Origin of the sequence: Chryseobacterium sp. BIGb0232, assembly GCF_024810195.1 — a bacterium.
In the GTDB taxonomy this organism is placed as follows: Bacteria; Bacteroidota; Bacteroidia; order Flavobacteriales; family Weeksellaceae; genus Chryseobacterium; species Chryseobacterium pennae.
The window spans coordinates 741588-759164 of the sequence record NZ_JANUEH010000001.1 but is presented as its reverse complement, the minus strand read 5'-3'; the positions used below and the strand labels follow the sequence as shown (position 1 = coordinate 759164).

Genomic DNA, 17577 nt, shown 5'->3' with positions numbered 1-17577 from the left:
TTATTTTGCTTTTGAAAATGCCATTTTCACCGCCAGATAAGTAAGTACACTGGCCATAAACCACTTTTGAACTTTAATCCATGCAGGATTATTATTGAAAAATAGAGCAACTCTTGCAGCTGTCAAAACAATTAAAAAATTCACAGTAAAACTTACCAGTACCTGAATTACTCCAAGTTCCAGACTTTGGGTTAAAATAGAACCATATTCCGGCTTGATGAACTGTGGAAAAAATGACAGATAGAAAACAGCTACTTTCGGATTGAGAACATTTGTTAAAAATCCAATGGTAAAAAGCTTTTTAGGACCGTCATGAGTACCATTCTGATCGATTTCAAAAATGTTTTTTGACTTCGGTTTAATGGCCTGATACGCCAGATACAGAAGATATACCGTTCCGATGGTTTTAAGAACTGTGTAGGCAAGCGGAACAGCTAATAATACAGCCGTTAAGCCAAAAGAAACCATGATGATGTGAAACATAAATCCACATATCACGCCCATTAATGATATAAAGCCAGACTTTTTACCCTGTGTTATCGATTTTGAAATCAGGTAAATCATATTTGGTCCCGGGCTGATCACCAGGATAAGTGCTGCCAGAATAAAGAATGAAAGGTCTTGAAGTGGGATCATTAATTTTTATGCAAATGTCTTGTTTCTTGTAATAAGAGACAAGAAAATCATCATACTTTATATTAGTCTGGGATAAAATATAGCTAAGAGTCACTCCCAGCTTCATTCATCCAGCTTCCAACCTTTTCAAATCCTAAAAAAGCGTAAATTAGCCGAATCAATCAATGAATTCTTTCCAGACAAATGTCGAAATTAAAAGCTACAAGAGAACAGAAGAACCTTACTCAGGAAGAACTTTCAGAAAAATCAAAAATTTCTGTCAGAACCATCCAGCGGATTGAAGCAGGCACAGAACCGAAAGGACATACTTTAAGAGCATTAGCGCAGGCATTGGAAATTGAAGAAACTTCATTACAGGAAACTTTTGTAATTCCTGAAACCAAACCCAGTGATGAGATAACCCATGAGATTGCTCCCGAGGTGAAGGAAGAACTACAGCCTGAGATCAATTATTCTCTTGTCAAAATCATTAATCTTTCTTCACTATTATTTACCTTATTGCCCCCACTGAATATTTTTGTTCCACTTCTTCTGATGTTTACCATGAAGCAGAGAAATAATCTGGTGAGACAGATCATATCTGTTCAGATAATATGGACGGTGATGGCGCCTGTTGTATTTATGTTGGGGATCTTTTTAAAGCTTGGAAGACAGTTTACTCTGGTTCTTATTATCGTCATTGTGCTCTCTAATATCTTTACAATCCTTCGCAACGCTATGGAAATTGACAGGAATAAGAAATTGTATTTCCGGTTGAATTTCAATATGATATAAATCCTGTCAGTACTTTGTCGGGTTTTTGTCGGGTTCTTTTTTAGGGATAAAATAAATGAAAATATAATCTTTGTCAAAAAATTAATCATGACAAAGACAGCTTTATTGAGTCTTCTTTTTTTCTTTCTGTTTTTTAATCCTATTCATGCGCAACTGCAAAAAACAGATCCTCTTTACAGGACAATTATGTCAAAGGACAGTCTCCTTTTTTCGGTAGGATTTAATACCTGTAACAGTAAACAGGCAGAGGCTGTGCTCAGTGAAAATTTTGAATTTTATCATGATAAAGATGGCTTTTCAGATAAGAAGAAATTCATGACTGACTTTAAAAACGGACTTTGTAAAGCTTCCAGCATATATCGCTATAAAAGAGTTTTGGTTGATAAAAATACTCATATTTATCCTATGTATAAAGATGGAAGAGTCTATGGTGCTGTTCAGAACGGGGAACATCTGTTTTATGAAAAAGAAGGCAATAAGGCTGAAAAACTGGTAGGGGAAGCTAAGTTTACTAATTTCTGGCAGTTGGAAAACAGCGACTGGAAATTGTCAAGATCATTGAGTTTCGATCATCATGCTAAAGAAACAATCGATCAGGGAACGGTTTTTAATAACGATCAGGAAATAGAAAATTGGTTGAAGGAAAATAACATTCCAACTCTGGGATTGGGAATTATTGAAGGCGGAGAATTGAAGCAGGTAAAGGTTTTTGGGGATATTAAAAATGGAATTTCAGCTCCTTTTAATACCTACTTCAATGTAGCTTCCCTTACCAAACCTGTTACGGCAATGGTGGCATTACGTCTGGTAAGTCTTGGAAAATGGAAGCTGGATGAGTCTCTCGATGCGTATTGGATAGACTCGGATATTGCGAATGATCTAAGGCATAAAAAGCTCACAACAAGGCTCATTCTTTCCCATCAGACCGGATTTCCGAACTGGAGATGGATGAATACTGACAAAAAATTAAGCTTTCATTTTGATCCGGGTACCCAATATCAATATTCAGGAGAAGGCTTTGAATATCTAAGGAACGCTTTGGAAAAGAAATTCGGAAAAACATTGGATCAGCTTGGCAGAGAGTTGATTTTTCAACCACTTCAAATGAACGATACTAACTATATCTGGGATCAGAATACTGACGAATCCAGATTTGCAATCGGATATAATGAAGAAGGGAAACCTTATCCGACAGAAAAAAATAAAACGGCCAATGCCGCTGATGATTTGCATACAACAATCGGGGATTACGGAAATTTTATGGTTAATGTAATGAATGGAAAAAATTTGAAACCGGAAGTTTTCCAGGAAATGATCAAAAAACAAATCAAGATAAAGGACGGTATATACTTTGGATTAGGTTTTGGAATTTATGATTTGGGAAATGGTAACTATGCTCTATCTCATAGTGGATCTGATCCGGGTACAAGATGCATTACTTTTGTATTACCAAAATCAGGGAAAGGAATTATCATCTTTACCAATACAGATAATGGTACTAAAATCTATGAAAAGCTGGTTCTTCATTATCTGGGTGAAGAAGGAAGGAAAATCGCTGATATAGAGAATAGATAATTTTTTTCTCGCAGATCAAACAAATTCCGCAGATTTTTTAGATCCGCTTCATCAGCGAAATCTGCATGAGATAAAATTAAACGTAAAATTATCCATCCGCTTAGAAATATAACAGCTTGAATATAAGGCTTTGCGTTTCAAAAACATAATATTTTAGAAAAAACTAATAACCATTCCATATATAATATAAAAAAGCCTGTCTTCAAAAGAAAAGACAGGCTTTATAAGTATTATTTCACCTTTTCCAAAAGATATAATTTTGCACCGGAAAATGCCAGCTTAGGCATCAGATTACCTTCTAGCACCATCGTTTTACTGTTGACATCAATTACGGATATATAATTATTAGAATTGTATTCAATATAGTTTTCTTTTTCCTTGGTGATAGGATTTTTCCCGAATTCCAACGAGTATTTTACCCAATCTTCTTCATCAGAATTACAATGTACCGGCTTGAATTTAGATTTTTTAGCTTTAAAAATCATCTGATCAAAACCTCCTGTACATTCCGAAGAAAATGTGCTTTCAGGATTCTGGTCTTTGGTAAAATCTTCGAAAGAACCTTTATAAACACCTACTACCTTCCAGGTTCCATCTAAACGGTCTTCATCTATTTTGCCCTTTGCTTTGCTTACCGCCCAGCTAATCCCGTTAACTGTTCCTTTTACTGCCTTGTAGCCTATATTTACAGCTCCAGAAACCACTTTAGTAGCCGTTCTTACCACGCAGGAATTCAATACCAGAACAGCCGAAGCCAGAAATATCATTTTTTTCATATTGTCAAATTTTTTACGAAGATAAGGCTTTATGTTTAATGGGGGAGTAGAGGCTGGGAGCTGGGAGAGGGAGGCTGGAGGTTATTGAAGAGCAATTAATAGGTGGTTCTGTTTTTTAATTTGCTGGGCAGCTTTTTTTATGAAGGTGGGGTAAAGGACGGAAGCTGGAAGAGGGAGGCTGGAGGATATTGAAGTGCAATTAATGGGTGGTTCTGTTTTTTAATTTGCTGGCAATATTTTGATGAATAGGAAGTAGTGGCTGAGAGCTGGAAGAGGGAGGCTGGAGGATATTGAAGTGCAATCAATAACTGTTCTGTTTTCTTAAACTCACTTGCTTGGTTATATTGTAAACAAAAAACAAGGCGGGTTGAATGGTAACTTCCTTCTTCCATCTTCCGGCTTCCTTTCTTCTAATTTAAACTTTGTTGGCCAGCTTGTATTGTAAACTAAAAGACAAGATTGGTTGAATGATAACTTCCATCTTCTGGCTTCCCTCCTTCTAATTTAAAATTCTATTGGTCAGTTAGTATTGTAAACTAAAAGACAATGTCGGTTGAATAGTAACTTTCAGCCTTCCGGCTTCCTTTCTTCTAATTTAAACTTTGTTGGCCAGCTTGTATTGTAAACTAAAAGACAAGATTGGTTGAATGGTAACTTCCAGCCTCCTTCTTCCATCTTCCTTTCTTCTAATTTAAAATTCTATTGGTCAGTTAGTATTGTAAACTAAAAGACAAGATTGGTTGAATGGTAACTTCCAGCCTCCCTCTTCTGGCTTCCCTCCTTCTAATTTAAACTTTGTTGGCCAGCTTGTATTGTAAACTAAAAGACAAGATTGGTTGAATGGTAACTTCCAGCCTCCCTCTTCCGGCTTCCCTCCTTCTAATTTAAAATTCTATTGGTTAGTTAGTATTGTAAACCGGAAGCCAAAACTGGTTGAATAGTAACTTCCAGCCTCCATCTTCTGACTTCCAACTTTCCAATTCCCAGATTTTTTTCATAAGTTCGTTTGTTAAGAAATAATAACCATATGACTATCACTGTAGTTCTCATCATTATTTTCATCGTTTTTGCGGTATTGTTCGTTGGGATGCTTTCCAGGCCACAGCAGGTCAATACATTTTCCGGGATAGATTTCCGGACTGAGCTTTTAGATCAGTCTGCCCTTCAAAAAAGAGAGGATTATCTTACCAAGATGGATTCAAGACATCGTACGATAAGTATCGTTCTTCTGGTCTTCATGGTTATTGCTTTTTCCAGTCCTGTTGTGTATGCCTGGTTTGATACGCTGCATTATAAAGGAATATTAGATAAAGAAAGCTATGATATCCGCATTCGGGATAACAATCTGATGATGGGCGGAATGCTGGGAATGTGCGTATTGTTTTTCTTTATGATTTCACTGGTGAAAAGAAAGATGATACAAGGCTATAAGAGTGTGATATTAAGTCTGAGCCAGAAAGATTTTGAAAAAATGCTTGATATAAACCAATCGATGAACGGAGTAGACCGATTTACAATGTCACCTCCTTTTATTCTTAGCCAGTATGGGCTGCATGTATTTAAATTGGGCAGGGTACTTGCTTTTTTATGGGCAGATGTCACTGAGTTTAAAATGACCAGTGCGCCACGTGGAGGCTATTTCATAAGGATGAAGGTAAGAGGGAAATTATATTTTTTTACGATATCGGACCATACAATGTTGAATACACTCGAAGCCGAATGCAGACAACGGGGAATTACAATAGTATCGTAGATCTAGGTTTGTTTACTTTACCCAAGTTTTTACTGTTTCAAAGAAAAAATCATACAGCTTTTTGTCAATATTATTTTGATCGTGAATCCCTATATTATATTCTTTGAAGGCCAATGAGAAGGTAATACTATATGTTTTGGAGGTTTTTTCCGGCTGAAAAAGGTTACTCTGTGACAGGGTTTCAATGTAGTGTTGGAATTGCTTCTGAGTGAGTTTTTTACGTTTGGAAATATCAATAGGATTCATGTTTTTGTCCTGTGAATGTCGGACGTAGTGAACGGTACCATCCTTTTTTATGGTTATACTTTCCCGGTCCCAGTCGTTAAGATTATAACGACCAATGTATAGAGAATCTGCTTTTTTAAAATCAATTTTATAGAACTTTTGGGGCTCATGATCTTGCTTGATCAAAAAAAATACCGGGTCATTGGAGGCTGGTATCTTATACTTTACTTTGGAATAATCATAATGCTTATTCAAAGTATCTGGCTTAAAAGAGATAACATCCTGTTTCAGATTATAATTTCCCGATGTAAATTCCTTGGTGAGATAATCTCCCTGGTCATTCTGGTGATAAATATTAAATGTATGGTCATTATTTAACTGCAGTACTTCAGTAGAAGTACAGCAGCCATTGAATATAGGAAGCATAACAGATTGGGCAGCATAAGTTCCGGAAACACGATTGTTCTTATTACAGCTGTTCAAAAGGATTGCTGATAAGAAGATGATGGCTGTTATTAATTTTACCCGCATGATATTCTGCTTATTTATTCCTTTACAGGAGGAGCATTGTATTTTTCAAAACCATACACAAGATGGTAATATAGTTTGTTTTCCTGATACGTTTTTCCCATTGGCGTAACACTTTCTCCCTGTAATAACAGCTTTTTTTCAACCTGATTACTCTGATATTTTTTTAGCGTAGGCAGCAGATAAGAAACACCCGTTGTCTGCCATTGCTCATTATCATGAATGAACAGCCATTCATCTGCCTTTTTATTAAAATAGCAGGAGAGATTACCGCCGAGCTTTTTCGGGCCGGAATATTTCATCTTAAATCCCTTTTGGGTTAAGAGACTGTCTGTATTAACCTTTTTAGAAAAAAGCTTATACCATACCTCAGAAGATGTTAGAGTCTGTGCAGAAAACATGGATATTCCTGAATTTAAGGCGATAAATAATAATAGATTGATTTTCATTGAATTGAATTAATCAGTTTTCTTTTCCGGTTCTGTTTCCGTTTTTTCCTTTCTAAGCAATTTCCCTGTGGGGCTGAAATAATAATTTACATCATTTTTCTGGAAAAATAATTCCTGACCATAAAGATAGGCATCATTATATTCTAAAGGGAGAATGGTTTTCATCTGGAAATCCGATAAGCCAAATAAACCATTTTTCCGGATGATGATGGCAGTATCAGTTAAAGATACCAGTTCAATATCACTTAGTTTAATGATGTATTTTCCGTTTTTATCAATTACTCCGTACTGGTCTCCGATTCTGACGATAGAATAATACTGGTTTTTATCGTTCATAAAATGAAACCCATGAATCTCATCATATAGAAACGGAACAAGAGTCTTATTTTGAATATCTATGATTCCCTTTTTACCATTCTTTTTTGCCTCAATAAGCGTACTGTACATAGGATCAAGATCTTCGTATTCTATGGGAACCAAGATTTCATTTTTATCATTAACAATACCGTCGAGGTCATTTTTAGTGACCTTTATAAAACCATTTGATAAACCTATTGAGCTGTAAGTATTATCTAAACCTATGACCCATTCTCCCTTACTGTTGAGAATCCCATACTTTTCTGTACCTGGAACATGTTCTTCCTTTCTTCTTCCGGATTGATCATATTCATGATCAGCTTTTGAAACCAGATAATAGCCGTCTGTATTATAAGTTGCTGAGCAAAATTGAGGCGGGACAACATTAGTTCCGTCTGAAAGATAATACCCTATATAGCCATTGGACTTAGAAATAGGATACAGCTCATCATACTTTTGAGCATTAAGCATAAGGAAGGAAGCAGATAAAAGTAAGGAAGATGTTATTTTTTTCATCCGGGTTCTGATTTTTTGTCACTTCTTAAAATTACACATTATCAGGGATATTCTGTTCATCCTATTTTTTGTACTTTTAAAAATAAGATTAATAATGATGAAAATATTCCCTTTTATACTGCTGTTTCTGTTGGTATGCGCCTGCTCTCCCAAGGTGACCAGGCTGGCTGTTCCGGAAGATAAAGCAGATTTCGGAATCTCCAATCCTTCCAAAGCACTGTTTTTTGTAGAAAATGAAAGCATTATTGCATCAGAAGAACATATCAGCAATCATAAAGCAGTTGCAGACCATCTCTACAGACAGTTTGGAGGTGCTACAGAACGGGTAATGGTGGGCAGAACCAATGCTAAAGCCTTTAAATTTTCAAATGGAGCCACCACATGGTTTGTAAATGTTCAGGATTTTCCAAAACGTACAGCGATGATTTTATTTGATGGAAAAAATGAACCCATCATTGAATACAATACCAAAAATTATGAACGTTTGGTGAAAAAATATTTATCCGAAGATCTGAAAAAGAGATCGGAAACTGATAAACAAAATCAGGCTGCTGAAAAAAAAGTCTCAAATGTCTGGAACTCCATAGATGCTGTTTCTTTTACTCCGGATCAGAAATATGCAGACCGGATTATTAATCACAGCAATACCACCTATTATCCTCTGACTTCTTTTGAAGACAGCGGAAACTGTAACGGACGCTTCATAAACATCATTTATCTGGATGAAAAACAGCAAAAAATAAGCTATACCACCAATATTACTTACAGGAACGGGAGAGTATTGGAGAATGTGTATTTACGGGATGGCATTGAAAGTATACAGAAGCATTATCTTAATAAAGTAGGACTATTGGATTCGATAGTGAATTCCGAGAATGGGAAAAGGGAAATGAAGCTTACTTTCAAATACCTGCCGGATCAATTTATCATTCATTCCAGTTGGGGAACCAGGGAAGAATTTCATTTGAATGGCAAAGGGCAGGTAGAGGTACAATACAACTTCAATAAAAAAGATAAGATTACAAAAGAAACCTATTATACCTACGACAACCTCGGGAGAATACTGGTGGAAGATTGTATTTATGATGGTGAAAACCCTGTCACCAATACCTATCAATATGATTCTGATACCAAAAGAATGTACTCAAAGCTGACCATCAAAGGAAAAGAAGGGAAAACAATTTCAGAAAATACATCTCAAATCATAGATGGAAAACAGGTCTTTACTGTTATTGCTGATGGGAAAATAGTAAACAAATCCGTTTCAACGCTGAACAGTAATTGTGAAGGAAAAGTGACCACTTATGACAGTCGGGGAAAAGTAGTATCCGTGAGTGCTCAGAAAAGACGATGATGAATTATAAAACAATAAATGCTCAATAACCACATATGCTCAAAAAAAATTATTTACTTCTCTGTTTTCTATACATTCCAACACTGTTTTTGACCCAGACAAAGACCATGTATTTTGATTCCGGCTGGAAGGAAACCCAGAAATCAAATGCGATGTATTACCGCCCGCTTCCGTTTTTGAAATCAGGGACTTTAGAATTGCTCAGGGACTATTATGTGAAAGGAGATGTGCTTCAGATGCAGGGATACTTTGCTGGAGGAAAAACAAAAAATCTGGTAGGAGATGTCTTTTGGTATAGTTCTGATCAATATGATCATTCCGGATCTTCTTACATCAATAAAACCAAACAGAAAAAGCTGACCTATTACTTTGATGACGGCAAAATCTGGAAAACTGTAGAATACGGAGACAGTTTAAAATCAGGCAAAACTATAGAATATAAGCCGGACGGAAGTATTTTGGGCGAAGTCATTTATAAAGACGGTTATATTGAGTCCGGAACGGTAGGATATGTACATTCCGTTTCCGATTATAAGAGATATAATACAAAAACCGATTCTGACGAATTTATCAGTATACCACCCCAAGCAGGAACCCGGGAATATAAAAAGGTCTATTATTGGAAAAAAAATCTTAAAACAGCCGTAGAATACTCCTATCGTAACGATAGGGTAGTTAAGTCAAGACATTTTGATGAGAGCGGAAATCTCATTCAGCAGATAGACAGTACTTCTTATTTTTATCCGGAAAAAGAGCTGAAGAACGGAAAATATTTCTATTACTATACTCAAAAAAGCGCTATAGCCGAGCCTCCTTCCTATATTGAATATAAAAGCTTTCCTTTTTCAGGAGTGAATATGGAGCAGGTGAGTTATATTGTTCAATATCGTGGAGCCCTCAGGTTTTTGGAAAAACATCCTGTTGATGATCTGTACAGGGAAGTAAAATACAATTTCTTTAAAGATAATGGAGCCGATTTTATCCGGTTAGAAAGAAATTATGACGATACAAGCTGGAAACCGATAGAAAAGTACAAAGATGATGAAGTTGTATTTATTTCCGTTTCTGATGTGGAAGCCTTATCCAAGGAGGCGATCTTTAAGAGATTTTCCAAAATGGCATGGACGAATCCGTATTTTAAAAATAAACCTGTTTCTGAGCAGCTCTATTTTTCATCCTTCAATTTTATGGGAAAAAGAACACGGTATTCTTCTACCGGAAAAACAGAGATCAATGAAAAAGAATCCCAGCTCATTTACATTAGCCTGGCTCCCGGGAAATACATGGTTCTCCGTAGAACCGGCGGATATTTCATCCCCAAAAGCACCGGTGATGTGATTGAGATTCCCAACTACGTTCAGGAATAATTTTCCCTATTAAAACTTAAAGATCATGAAACTTTCATTCAGAATATATTTTATTTTACCACTTTTGGCTTCAGCCTGCCTGTTTTCCCAGATTCGACCTCCCAAACCTGTTCCCAGAATTATAAAACCAGGAGTTTCAATACCAGATCCTATTTTATATCCTAAATCTAAAATGTCTTCACGCGATTCTATTCAGCATGAAGTCAAAACACTCATGGGCAGGTATTATGACTGGAGTGATGAGAATACTGATCATGAAACCGATCAGATTTTCGTTCTCCGCAAAAAAATAAAAGAGTCAAAAGGGCTACGTAAAACCCTCTATGAGTATTATCTGGCCAATATCTACACATCCTATATCAGTGATTACAGCTCAAGGATGAAGCAAAAAGATAGTACACCGCTTAGCGAACTCTCAGACGATTATAAAACCTGGGCTTTAAATGATTTCTACAGGGAAGCAGAGCAGTTGTACAGCCAGGTATTTTCCAATAAACAAAAATTGCAGGATGAAAAAACAGAACTTTGGAAACAGCTTATAGAAAATGAAGAATTCACAAAGTATAAACCGACTCTTTATGATCTTGTAGCAACAGATTATCTGAGATTTTTACAGAATCTACCCTTTGATTATGATCAGATTGCAAAGAAAAAGATCACAGAAATTAAAGAGGAGCTGCAGCAGCTTCACACCAAAGACTCAGATAAAACAGCTTTGATCTACCTTAAAAGCACGGAGATTGAAGGCGATGCAAAAGAGCAGTCAAACCAATTGATTGCATTGGCAGATACTTTTCCCAAAGAGTCTTTTTCAGCCTATCTTCTTTATCAGGCAGCCATTCTTGAAAGGGAGGAAACCTCGGATAACAATTTTCTGACTGCCCATCAGCTCTGCCAAAGGGCTATTGATGATATTCCCGCTTCTAACTGGAACAGTTACTGTAAAGGTTTGATTAATTACTTTGAACGTTCAGATCTGGCCATCGAATTTCCGGAAAGGAATCTTCCAGGAGAATATATTCCGATGAAGACAACCTATAGAAATACAGATGAAGTAAAAATAGAACTGAGCAAGAGATCAGGTAAAATAGATTTTGATAAAGAACCTGTCTGGAGCGGATATTCTGTAAATGAAAAGCTGATTTCCTCTATCAATTCTACCTATAGTTATCAAAATTTCCGTACTGATATATTTCCGGTGAAAGAATTTGGGGATTACAGGCTTCATGAGACACTTTTGGCCATTCCACCCCTGGAAGAAGGATTGTATGAGATCAGAAGCTCTTTGGGAAATAATCATAACAATAAGATGTTTGCCGTTTCAGACCTTTTTTATATAAAAAGATTTGAAGATAATACCAAGGTAACTTTACAGGCTCTGAACACCAAGACAGGGAAAAGTATTAACAATGCTGAATACATCATGTATCAGAATATTAATGAATATGAACAGAAATATTCGGAGAAAAGAGAAAATAAACTGATAAAAACCGGCAACGGAGTCACTGATGCGTCAGGGATGTTTTCATTGCAAAAATCTAAGAATCGGGAATATGATGCCAGTATTATTTATTTTCCACAGACGAAAAAATATTTTGTCATTGATAGAGATTATCGTGAAACAAGAGGCCGAGAAGAAGAGAAGACCAAAAAGGAACCTGTGAAGAAGAACTTAATCATTTTTACAGACCGTGCAATCTACCGTCCCGGGCAGAAAATCTTTTACAAAGGAATTCTGGCGCAGGAATATTATGAAAAAACAAAGATCCTTCCTAAGCAGAAAGTGGAAGTAAGATTGGTAGATGTTAACTATAAAGAAATTGCTAAAACACAAGCTATTACTAATGAGTTTGGAAGTATTAATGGAGTATTTACGCTTCCATCCGAAGGAATCACAGGAAATTATTCTCTGGTGATGACCGCTGATCTGGGAGAAATTTCAGGGGAAAAGGAAGAGAATGTCATTTATGAGAATAAATATGTGAGGGTTGAAGAATACAAAAGACCGAAATTCCGGGTAAACATCAATCCTGCAAAAGAAGCATATAAGTTGGGAGATGAGGTAAAAGTAAGTGGGAAAGCAGAAGCTTTTTCAGGAGCTGATATTTCCGGAGCCAAAGTAAAATATGCAGTGAAAAGAAAGGGAATCTATTTCTCAAGAAACTATTTTGAAGATTATTATTTCCCAGCTTATAACGAAAAAGAAACTGAAATTACTCATGGAGAAATAACTGCCGACAATAATGGAAATTTCAGTATTTCATTTAAAGCAGAAGCAGATGAACTGGATCGTAAAAGTAAAATAAGAAACTATCAGTATTCTGTTTCTTTCTATGTAACTGATATTAACGGAGAATCACAAAGCAGCCAATCAATCATCAATATTGGTGATACAAAAGCTAAAATCAGTATTGAAGGTTCAGAGCAAATGCTTCAGAAAGAGTGGGAGTCTGTAAAAATATCTTTGACTAATCTCAACGATCAGAAAATACAAGCTAAAGGAAAGCTAACCATTACTCCATTGAAAGAGGAGAACAAGATCCTGCTTCCTAAATTCATCAAAAAATCAGGGTACAACAGGTATAATTCCGAAGATTCTGAAGATAAGGTATTGGTACATTCCAGTTATGATAAAGAACTTTTTGATACCTATTTCCCATACATAAGTTATCCGTCGAATGGGGGTGGAGTTAAGCCTGAAAAAGGAGAGCCTGTATTTTCAAAGGAATTCAATACTTCAGAAACTGAAACGGTAAGTCTCCATAAGAATCCCGAACCTGGAAAATATCTTTTAGAGGCAGAATCTGTCATCGGGCATGATACCATCAAAACATTCAAGGTTATTGAAGTATTCGACAATGTTACTTTCAGAAACGGAAAGCAGTCTTATTTCGGGGTTCGTACAGATAAAGAGTCGTATATAGTGGGAGATAAAGCAATCATTACCTTTTATTCAGATTTTGAAGAAGGCTTTATGAATTACCGTTTTGTTCATGATGAAAAGAAAGATAATTATCAACAGGTGGCTATGAAGAATGGATCTGTAAATATTCCTGTTACCATTACTGATGCTGATCTGAAGGGAATTTTGTACATTGAATATGACTTTATTCACGATAACGATTTTGCCAAAGGAACTTTAAAATTAGAGATTAAAGAAAATATAAACCGGAAACTTGAAATTACCACTCAGGTTTTCCGGGATAAAATTCAACCCGGAGTACCCGAAAAATGGGTATTAACCATTAAAGGAAAAGATAAGGAGAAAATTAATGCTGAGGTGCTGGCTTCTATGTACGATGCCTCTTTGGATCAGTTTGTGAAGAATGAATACCGTTTCAATCCTTATAACCCTAATCTTTCCAATGAATACAGAGATTACGACCCGTATAATAGGTCCCTTAATGACTTCCTCAGGGAACTGACCTCTTCCAGCTCGATGAATTTTAACAGAAGCAGTGAAAGATATTCCTTAGAGTCAGATCAGTTCTATCCTTCTCCCAAGGCCCCTTATTTTCAGAATACTTCTATCAGGGTTCTGGATTTATCAAATCCTACGTCAAACTCTGCAATGTATATATCAGAAGCATCACGGGATGAGGTTGTTGTGGTTGCATCAGGATATAAGCGGAAAGCAGAAAATAAAAACCCTGTTTATATTATTGATGGAAAACTGGCGGATAAAAATATCCCAGAGGAGGATATTGCAGAAACCAAAAAACTCAACCCAACTGAAGCTGTAGCTTTATATGGAAACAGTGCTGAAGGAGGAGCTATTGTGGTCACTTCTAAAAAAGCTATGAAAGAAGAATTGCTGAAAAATGTAAAAGCAAGAACCAATCTGGATGAGACCGCATTTTTCCTTCCTAATCTTTACACAGATTCAGAAGGTAACGTAAAGCTGGAATTTACTTCCCCGGAAGCCCTTACGCAATGGAAGCTTATTCTGTTTGCCCATACCAAAGATCTCAAAACAGGGTCTGCCGAATTTTTTACCAGAACACAAAAGGAATTAATGGTAACGCCCAACCCGCCAAGATTTTTAAGACAGGGCGATAAAATTCAGCTTTCAGCTAAAATAGATAATCTGTCGGATAAAGAAGCAGAAGGAGACGTTATGCTGTATCTCTTTGATCCGTCAACCTCCAAACCTTTAGATTCAGCCTTTGTAAACACCAATTCCCTGAAGAAGATCAATATTACTGCTAAAGGCTCTGCACAGGCAAGCTGGGATATTAAAATTCCTTATGTATTGGATCATGTAGGCTATAAAATACTGGCAAAAACAAAGAATTATTCCGATGGTGAAGAGAATATTCTTCCTATACTTTCGGACAGGATGCTGGTAACGGAAACTGTTCCGGTTTCTATCAAAGAAGGGCAGACTAAGACCTATACCATGAATGGATTACTGAATAATACATCTACTTCGGCTGTCAATTTCAATCTGAGTGTAGAGCTTACATCCAATCCGTTATGGTTTGCGGTAATGTCAATTCCTTATCTGAGAACCTTTCCGCATGAATGTTCAGAACAGCTGTTCAGCAGGCTGTATGGGAATATGCTTTCCACTTATGTCATGAATTCCTCGCCAAAGATCAGGAAGGTTTTTGATGAATGGAATGCCAAAGAAACACCATCCAATCCTTTAGAAGCTAATGAGAAACTGAAAACAATTCTTATTGGGGAAACTCCATGGCTGAGCAGGATTAAAGACCAGAAAGAACAGATGGAGCAGCTAGCTGTTTTCTTTAACCTGAATAAAATGCAGCGTGACCTTAAAAAAGCACAACGCGACCTTGTTGACCGTCAAAATCCCGATGGAAGCTTTTCCTGGTTTCCTGGTGGTGGAAAAGACAAAACCATTTCCGGACATATCCTCGGCGGATTCGGAAAGCTGAATAAAATGCTGAAAGGAAAATCCGATGAATATTTTACCAGTGAAATCAAACATGTGATCAAAAACAGCATCAATTATCTGGATAAAGAATATTATGACAAACTGATCAATGACCGAAAAACAAGTGATAAACTGGATGTAGGCGATTATGCCTCCTATTTCTACTACAGAAGCTATTGGAATGACACAGAAATTCCATCCGAACTGAAAAAAGTACTCAATACATTAGCCAATACGTATGTGAAGACCTTTGATGAATACAGTCTTTACCATCAGGCTATGATTGTTACCCTTTTAAAGCGATACGGATATAATGACTTTGCTAAAAAATGCGTTGCTGATCTGAAAAAAGGAGCAAAAAATTCTGAAGAAAATGGGATGTACTGGGACAATAATATCTCAGGATGGTACTGGTACCAGGCTCCTATAGAAACACAGGCTATGCTGATAGAAGCCTTTTCAGAAACCAATCCGGAAGATGCAAAAAGTGTAGAAGAAATGAAGGTATGGCTATTGAAAAACAGGCAGACAGAAGGCTGGGGAACTACAAAATCTACAACTGAAGCTGTATATGCCCTACTTAACTATGGAAAATCGTGGCTGGATGTAGAAAAAGGAATCACCATGAAGCTAGGAAACGAAACCATTTTTCCTGCCAATGAACTTTCCAAAACTTCAGAAGCAGGGTTCTTCAAAAAATCCTATTCCTGGAAAGAGGTTACCCGTGAAAAAGCAACCCTTGAAGTTCAGAAAAACAGTCCGGGAGTAGCTTGGGGCGGTATGTATTACCTGTATTATGAAGATATGGATAAGGTAATCGCTCACAACTCATCTGATGTATCTCTTGAGAAAAAGCTCTTCCTGAAGGTATTTGAAGGGAACGAAAGCAAACTTAAGGAAGTAACTCCGGAAAATCCTGTTAAGTTGGGAGATCTGGTAACGGTAAGACTGGTAATCCGTACCGGAAAAGATATGGAATATATTCATTTAAAAGATATGCGGGCAAGCGGTTTTGAACCTGTCAATGTCCTTTCTGCCTATAAATGGCAAAACGGAGCCGGTTATTATGAAAGTACCCGGGATGCGGCGACTCACTTCTTTTTTGATTCCCTGCCAAAGGGAACTTATGTCTTTGAGTATGAATTAAAAGCCAATAATGCCGGAGATTTTTCCAACGGAATTACTTCATTCCAGAATATGTATGCACCGGCTATGAGTGCGCATTCTGAGGGGATGAGGGTGAAGATTGTGAAATAGGAGGGTTGGAAGCTGGAAGAGTGAGGCTGGAAGGTACTTTTAATTATTAATTACTGATTGTCCATATAAAAGTGATTTTAAAAAGGGTGAAAACAGAGGTATTGTTATTCCTGGAGATTTTCAGAGTCTTTTTCTTCCGGCTTCAAAAGCTGAATAAAAACAGGAAAACATTTCATTCCTGTTTAGGGTTATATTACATTTATGGTTTCAAATAAAAAACTAATGAAGCATTTTATTGTAGGATTATTATTGCTATTGGTCGTTCTGCCTGTCATTGTGGCGTGTAAAAAAAACGGAACGAAAAACCTTACAGATATTGAGCAGATAAAATTTGAAAACTTTTCACCGGAAGAATTTTATCAAAGCCACAATATTCTCAATTCAGCAAAGGTGAATGTAGACTCCCTGAATGCTTATAATAAAGGTGTATTAACAGGAGCATATCAAATAAATGCCTTTGATATTGATCCCAAAAACTATGTTTTCTATCCGGATTATACCTATTACAGCCAAAACAGTGAAATGTTTGATCATATAACTGAAAAAGAGATCAAAGAAGAAGGAATAATGGAGGGAATTCCTGTACCGGAAATTGCTTTTTTCAGGAATATTAAATTCAATTATGCCCATTTCATTCTGGATCAGAAAAGCAGGAAGGTTGTGGGGTGCATTTTCAGTACCATTCCGCATTCGGAGGGCAATTATTATCAGAAAAGCATGGATTTGGCACGTAAAGAACTAGGCAAACCTCAATATACTTATGATGGTTTCAGTGATGACGAAGGCGGACCAATGCATTATCCATTGGTATATGATATGTGGATCAGGGATGGAAAAATGATTCAGTTCAATAAGGATATCAGGGATGAAGGCGATAAACAATACGAATATATCACATTGCTGATCCTCAATGAAAATTTGAGTGATAGCTTTGATAGCAGCCAAAATCTACGTTTTACGATCTTTAAAGACTTTTTTGATCCGGACAGATCAAGAAGACACATGCTGGAAGGAACTCTTATGAAACGTTTCGGAAAAAATGATCTGGAGAAAGCCTCTGAAATGATGAGAAAACATCTGGATTCAGTGAAGAAATAAATGAATAGTTTA

12 protein-coding genes are annotated in these 17577 nt (G+C 36.6%); 7 read left to right on the top strand and 5 right to left on the bottom strand.

Annotated features, from left to right (window positions below; genetic code table 11):
• Positions 1-636 (bottom strand): LysE family translocator, encoded by a 636-nt coding sequence (locus M2372_RS03185; RefSeq protein ID WP_123318377.1) that lies wholly within the window; start codon positions 634-636, stop codon positions 1-3.
• A gap of 183 nt (positions 637-819) precedes the next feature.
• Here M2372_RS03185 and M2372_RS03180 point away from each other — a divergent pair, with 183 nt between their 5' ends.
• Both M2372_RS03180 and M2372_RS03175 read left to right on the top strand, forming a co-directional pair.
• Positions 820-1410: a helix-turn-helix domain-containing protein gene (locus tag M2372_RS03180; RefSeq protein ID WP_123318378.1), complete on the top strand. Its 591-nt coding sequence runs from the start codon at positions 820-822 to the stop codon at positions 1408-1410.
• An 87-nt stretch (positions 1411-1497) separates the two neighbouring features.
• Entirely contained in the window at positions 1498-2985 is a 1488-nt protein-coding gene (locus M2372_RS03175; protein ID WP_123318379.1) for a serine hydrolase, read from the top strand.
• A gap of 230 nt (positions 2986-3215) precedes the next feature.
• On the opposite strand, the gene M2372_RS03170 is transcribed toward M2372_RS03175, so the two are convergent.
• Positions 3216-3761 (bottom strand): hypothetical protein, encoded by a 546-nt coding sequence (locus tag M2372_RS03170; protein WP_115971207.1) that lies wholly within the window; start codon positions 3759-3761, stop codon positions 3216-3218.
• A gap of 1027 nt (positions 3762-4788) precedes the next feature.
• Here M2372_RS03170 and M2372_RS03165 point away from each other — a divergent pair.
• Positions 4789-5514: a hypothetical protein gene (locus M2372_RS03165; protein ID WP_123318381.1), complete on the top strand. Its 726-nt coding sequence runs from the start codon at positions 4789-4791 to the stop codon at positions 5512-5514.
• 12 nt (positions 5515-5526) lie between these two features.
• On the opposite strand, the gene M2372_RS03160 is transcribed toward M2372_RS03165, so the two are convergent.
• Genes M2372_RS03160 through M2372_RS03150 form a run of 3 tightly spaced genes read right to left on the bottom strand, consistent with a single transcriptional unit; the run spans position 5527 to position 7589 of the window.
• Positions 5527-6270, bottom strand: a complete 744-nt coding sequence (locus M2372_RS03160) for a hypothetical protein (protein ID WP_123318382.1) — start codon at positions 6268-6270, stop codon at positions 5527-5529.
• Positions 6271-6284: 14 nt separating this feature from the next.
• The gene (locus M2372_RS03155) at positions 6285-6716 is read right to left on the bottom strand and encodes a hypothetical protein (protein WP_123318383.1); all 432 of its coding nucleotides are present in this window, start codon (positions 6714-6716) and stop codon (positions 6285-6287) included.
• Between the two features lie 9 nt (positions 6717-6725).
• On the bottom strand, positions 6726-7589 hold the full coding sequence (locus tag M2372_RS03150) for a WG repeat-containing protein (RefSeq protein ID WP_123318384.1): 864 nt from the start codon (positions 7587-7589) through the stop codon (positions 6726-6728).
• A gap of 94 nt (positions 7590-7683) precedes the next feature.
• Here M2372_RS03150 and M2372_RS03145 point away from each other — a divergent pair, with 94 nt between their 5' ends.
• The 4 genes from M2372_RS03145 to M2372_RS03130 all read left to right on the top strand — a co-directional run bounded on the left by M2372_RS03145 (position 7684) and on the right by M2372_RS03130 (position 17565).
• Entirely contained in the window at positions 7684-8943 is a 1260-nt protein-coding gene (locus tag M2372_RS03145) for a hypothetical protein (protein WP_123318385.1), read from the top strand.
• A gap of 89 nt (positions 8944-9032) precedes the next feature.
• The gene (locus M2372_RS03140) at positions 9033-10310 is read left to right on the top strand and encodes a hypothetical protein (protein WP_148060715.1); all 1278 of its coding nucleotides are present in this window, start codon (positions 9033-9035) and stop codon (positions 10308-10310) included.
• 25 nt (positions 10311-10335) lie between these two features.
• Entirely contained in the window at positions 10336-16467 is a 6132-nt protein-coding gene (locus tag M2372_RS03135; protein ID WP_123318387.1) for an alpha-2-macroglobulin, read from the top strand.
• 222 nt (positions 16468-16689) lie between these two features.
• Positions 16690-17565: a hypothetical protein gene (locus M2372_RS03130; protein ID WP_148060716.1), complete on the top strand. Its 876-nt coding sequence runs from the start codon at positions 16690-16692 to the stop codon at positions 17563-17565.
• The last annotated feature ends 12 nt before the right edge of the window (positions 17566-17577 follow it).

Coding starts and splice junctions, on each gene's coding strand:
- M2372_RS03185 (WP_123318377.1), bottom strand. CDS start 636: ATGATCCCACTTCAAGACCTTTCATTCTTTATTCTGGCAGCACTTATC.
- M2372_RS03180 (WP_123318378.1), top strand. CDS start 820: ATGTCGAAATTAAAAGCTACAAGAGAACAGAAGAACCTTACTCAGGAA.
- M2372_RS03175 (WP_123318379.1), top strand. CDS start 1,498: ATGACAAAGACAGCTTTATTGAGTCTTCTTTTTTTCTTTCTGTTTTTT.
- M2372_RS03170 (WP_115971207.1), bottom strand. CDS start 3,761: ATGAAAAAAATGATATTTCTGGCTTCGGCTGTTCTGGTATTGAATTCC.
- M2372_RS03165 (WP_123318381.1), top strand. CDS start 4,789: ATGACTATCACTGTAGTTCTCATCATTATTTTCATCGTTTTTGCGGTA.
- M2372_RS03160 (WP_123318382.1), bottom strand. CDS start 6,270: ATGCGGGTAAAATTAATAACAGCCATCATCTTCTTATCAGCAATCCTT.
- M2372_RS03155 (WP_123318383.1), bottom strand. CDS start 6,716: ATGAAAATCAATCTATTATTATTTATCGCCTTAAATTCAGGAATATCC.
- M2372_RS03150 (WP_123318384.1), bottom strand. CDS start 7,589: ATGAAAAAAATAACATCTTCCTTACTTTTATCTGCTTCCTTCCTTATG.
- M2372_RS03145 (WP_123318385.1), top strand. CDS start 7,684: ATGATGAAAATATTCCCTTTTATACTGCTGTTTCTGTTGGTATGCGCC.
- M2372_RS03135 (WP_123318387.1), top strand. CDS start 10,336: ATGAAACTTTCATTCAGAATATATTTTATTTTACCACTTTTGGCTTCA.
- M2372_RS03130 (WP_148060716.1), top strand. CDS start 16,690: ATGAAGCATTTTATTGTAGGATTATTATTGCTATTGGTCGTTCTGCCT.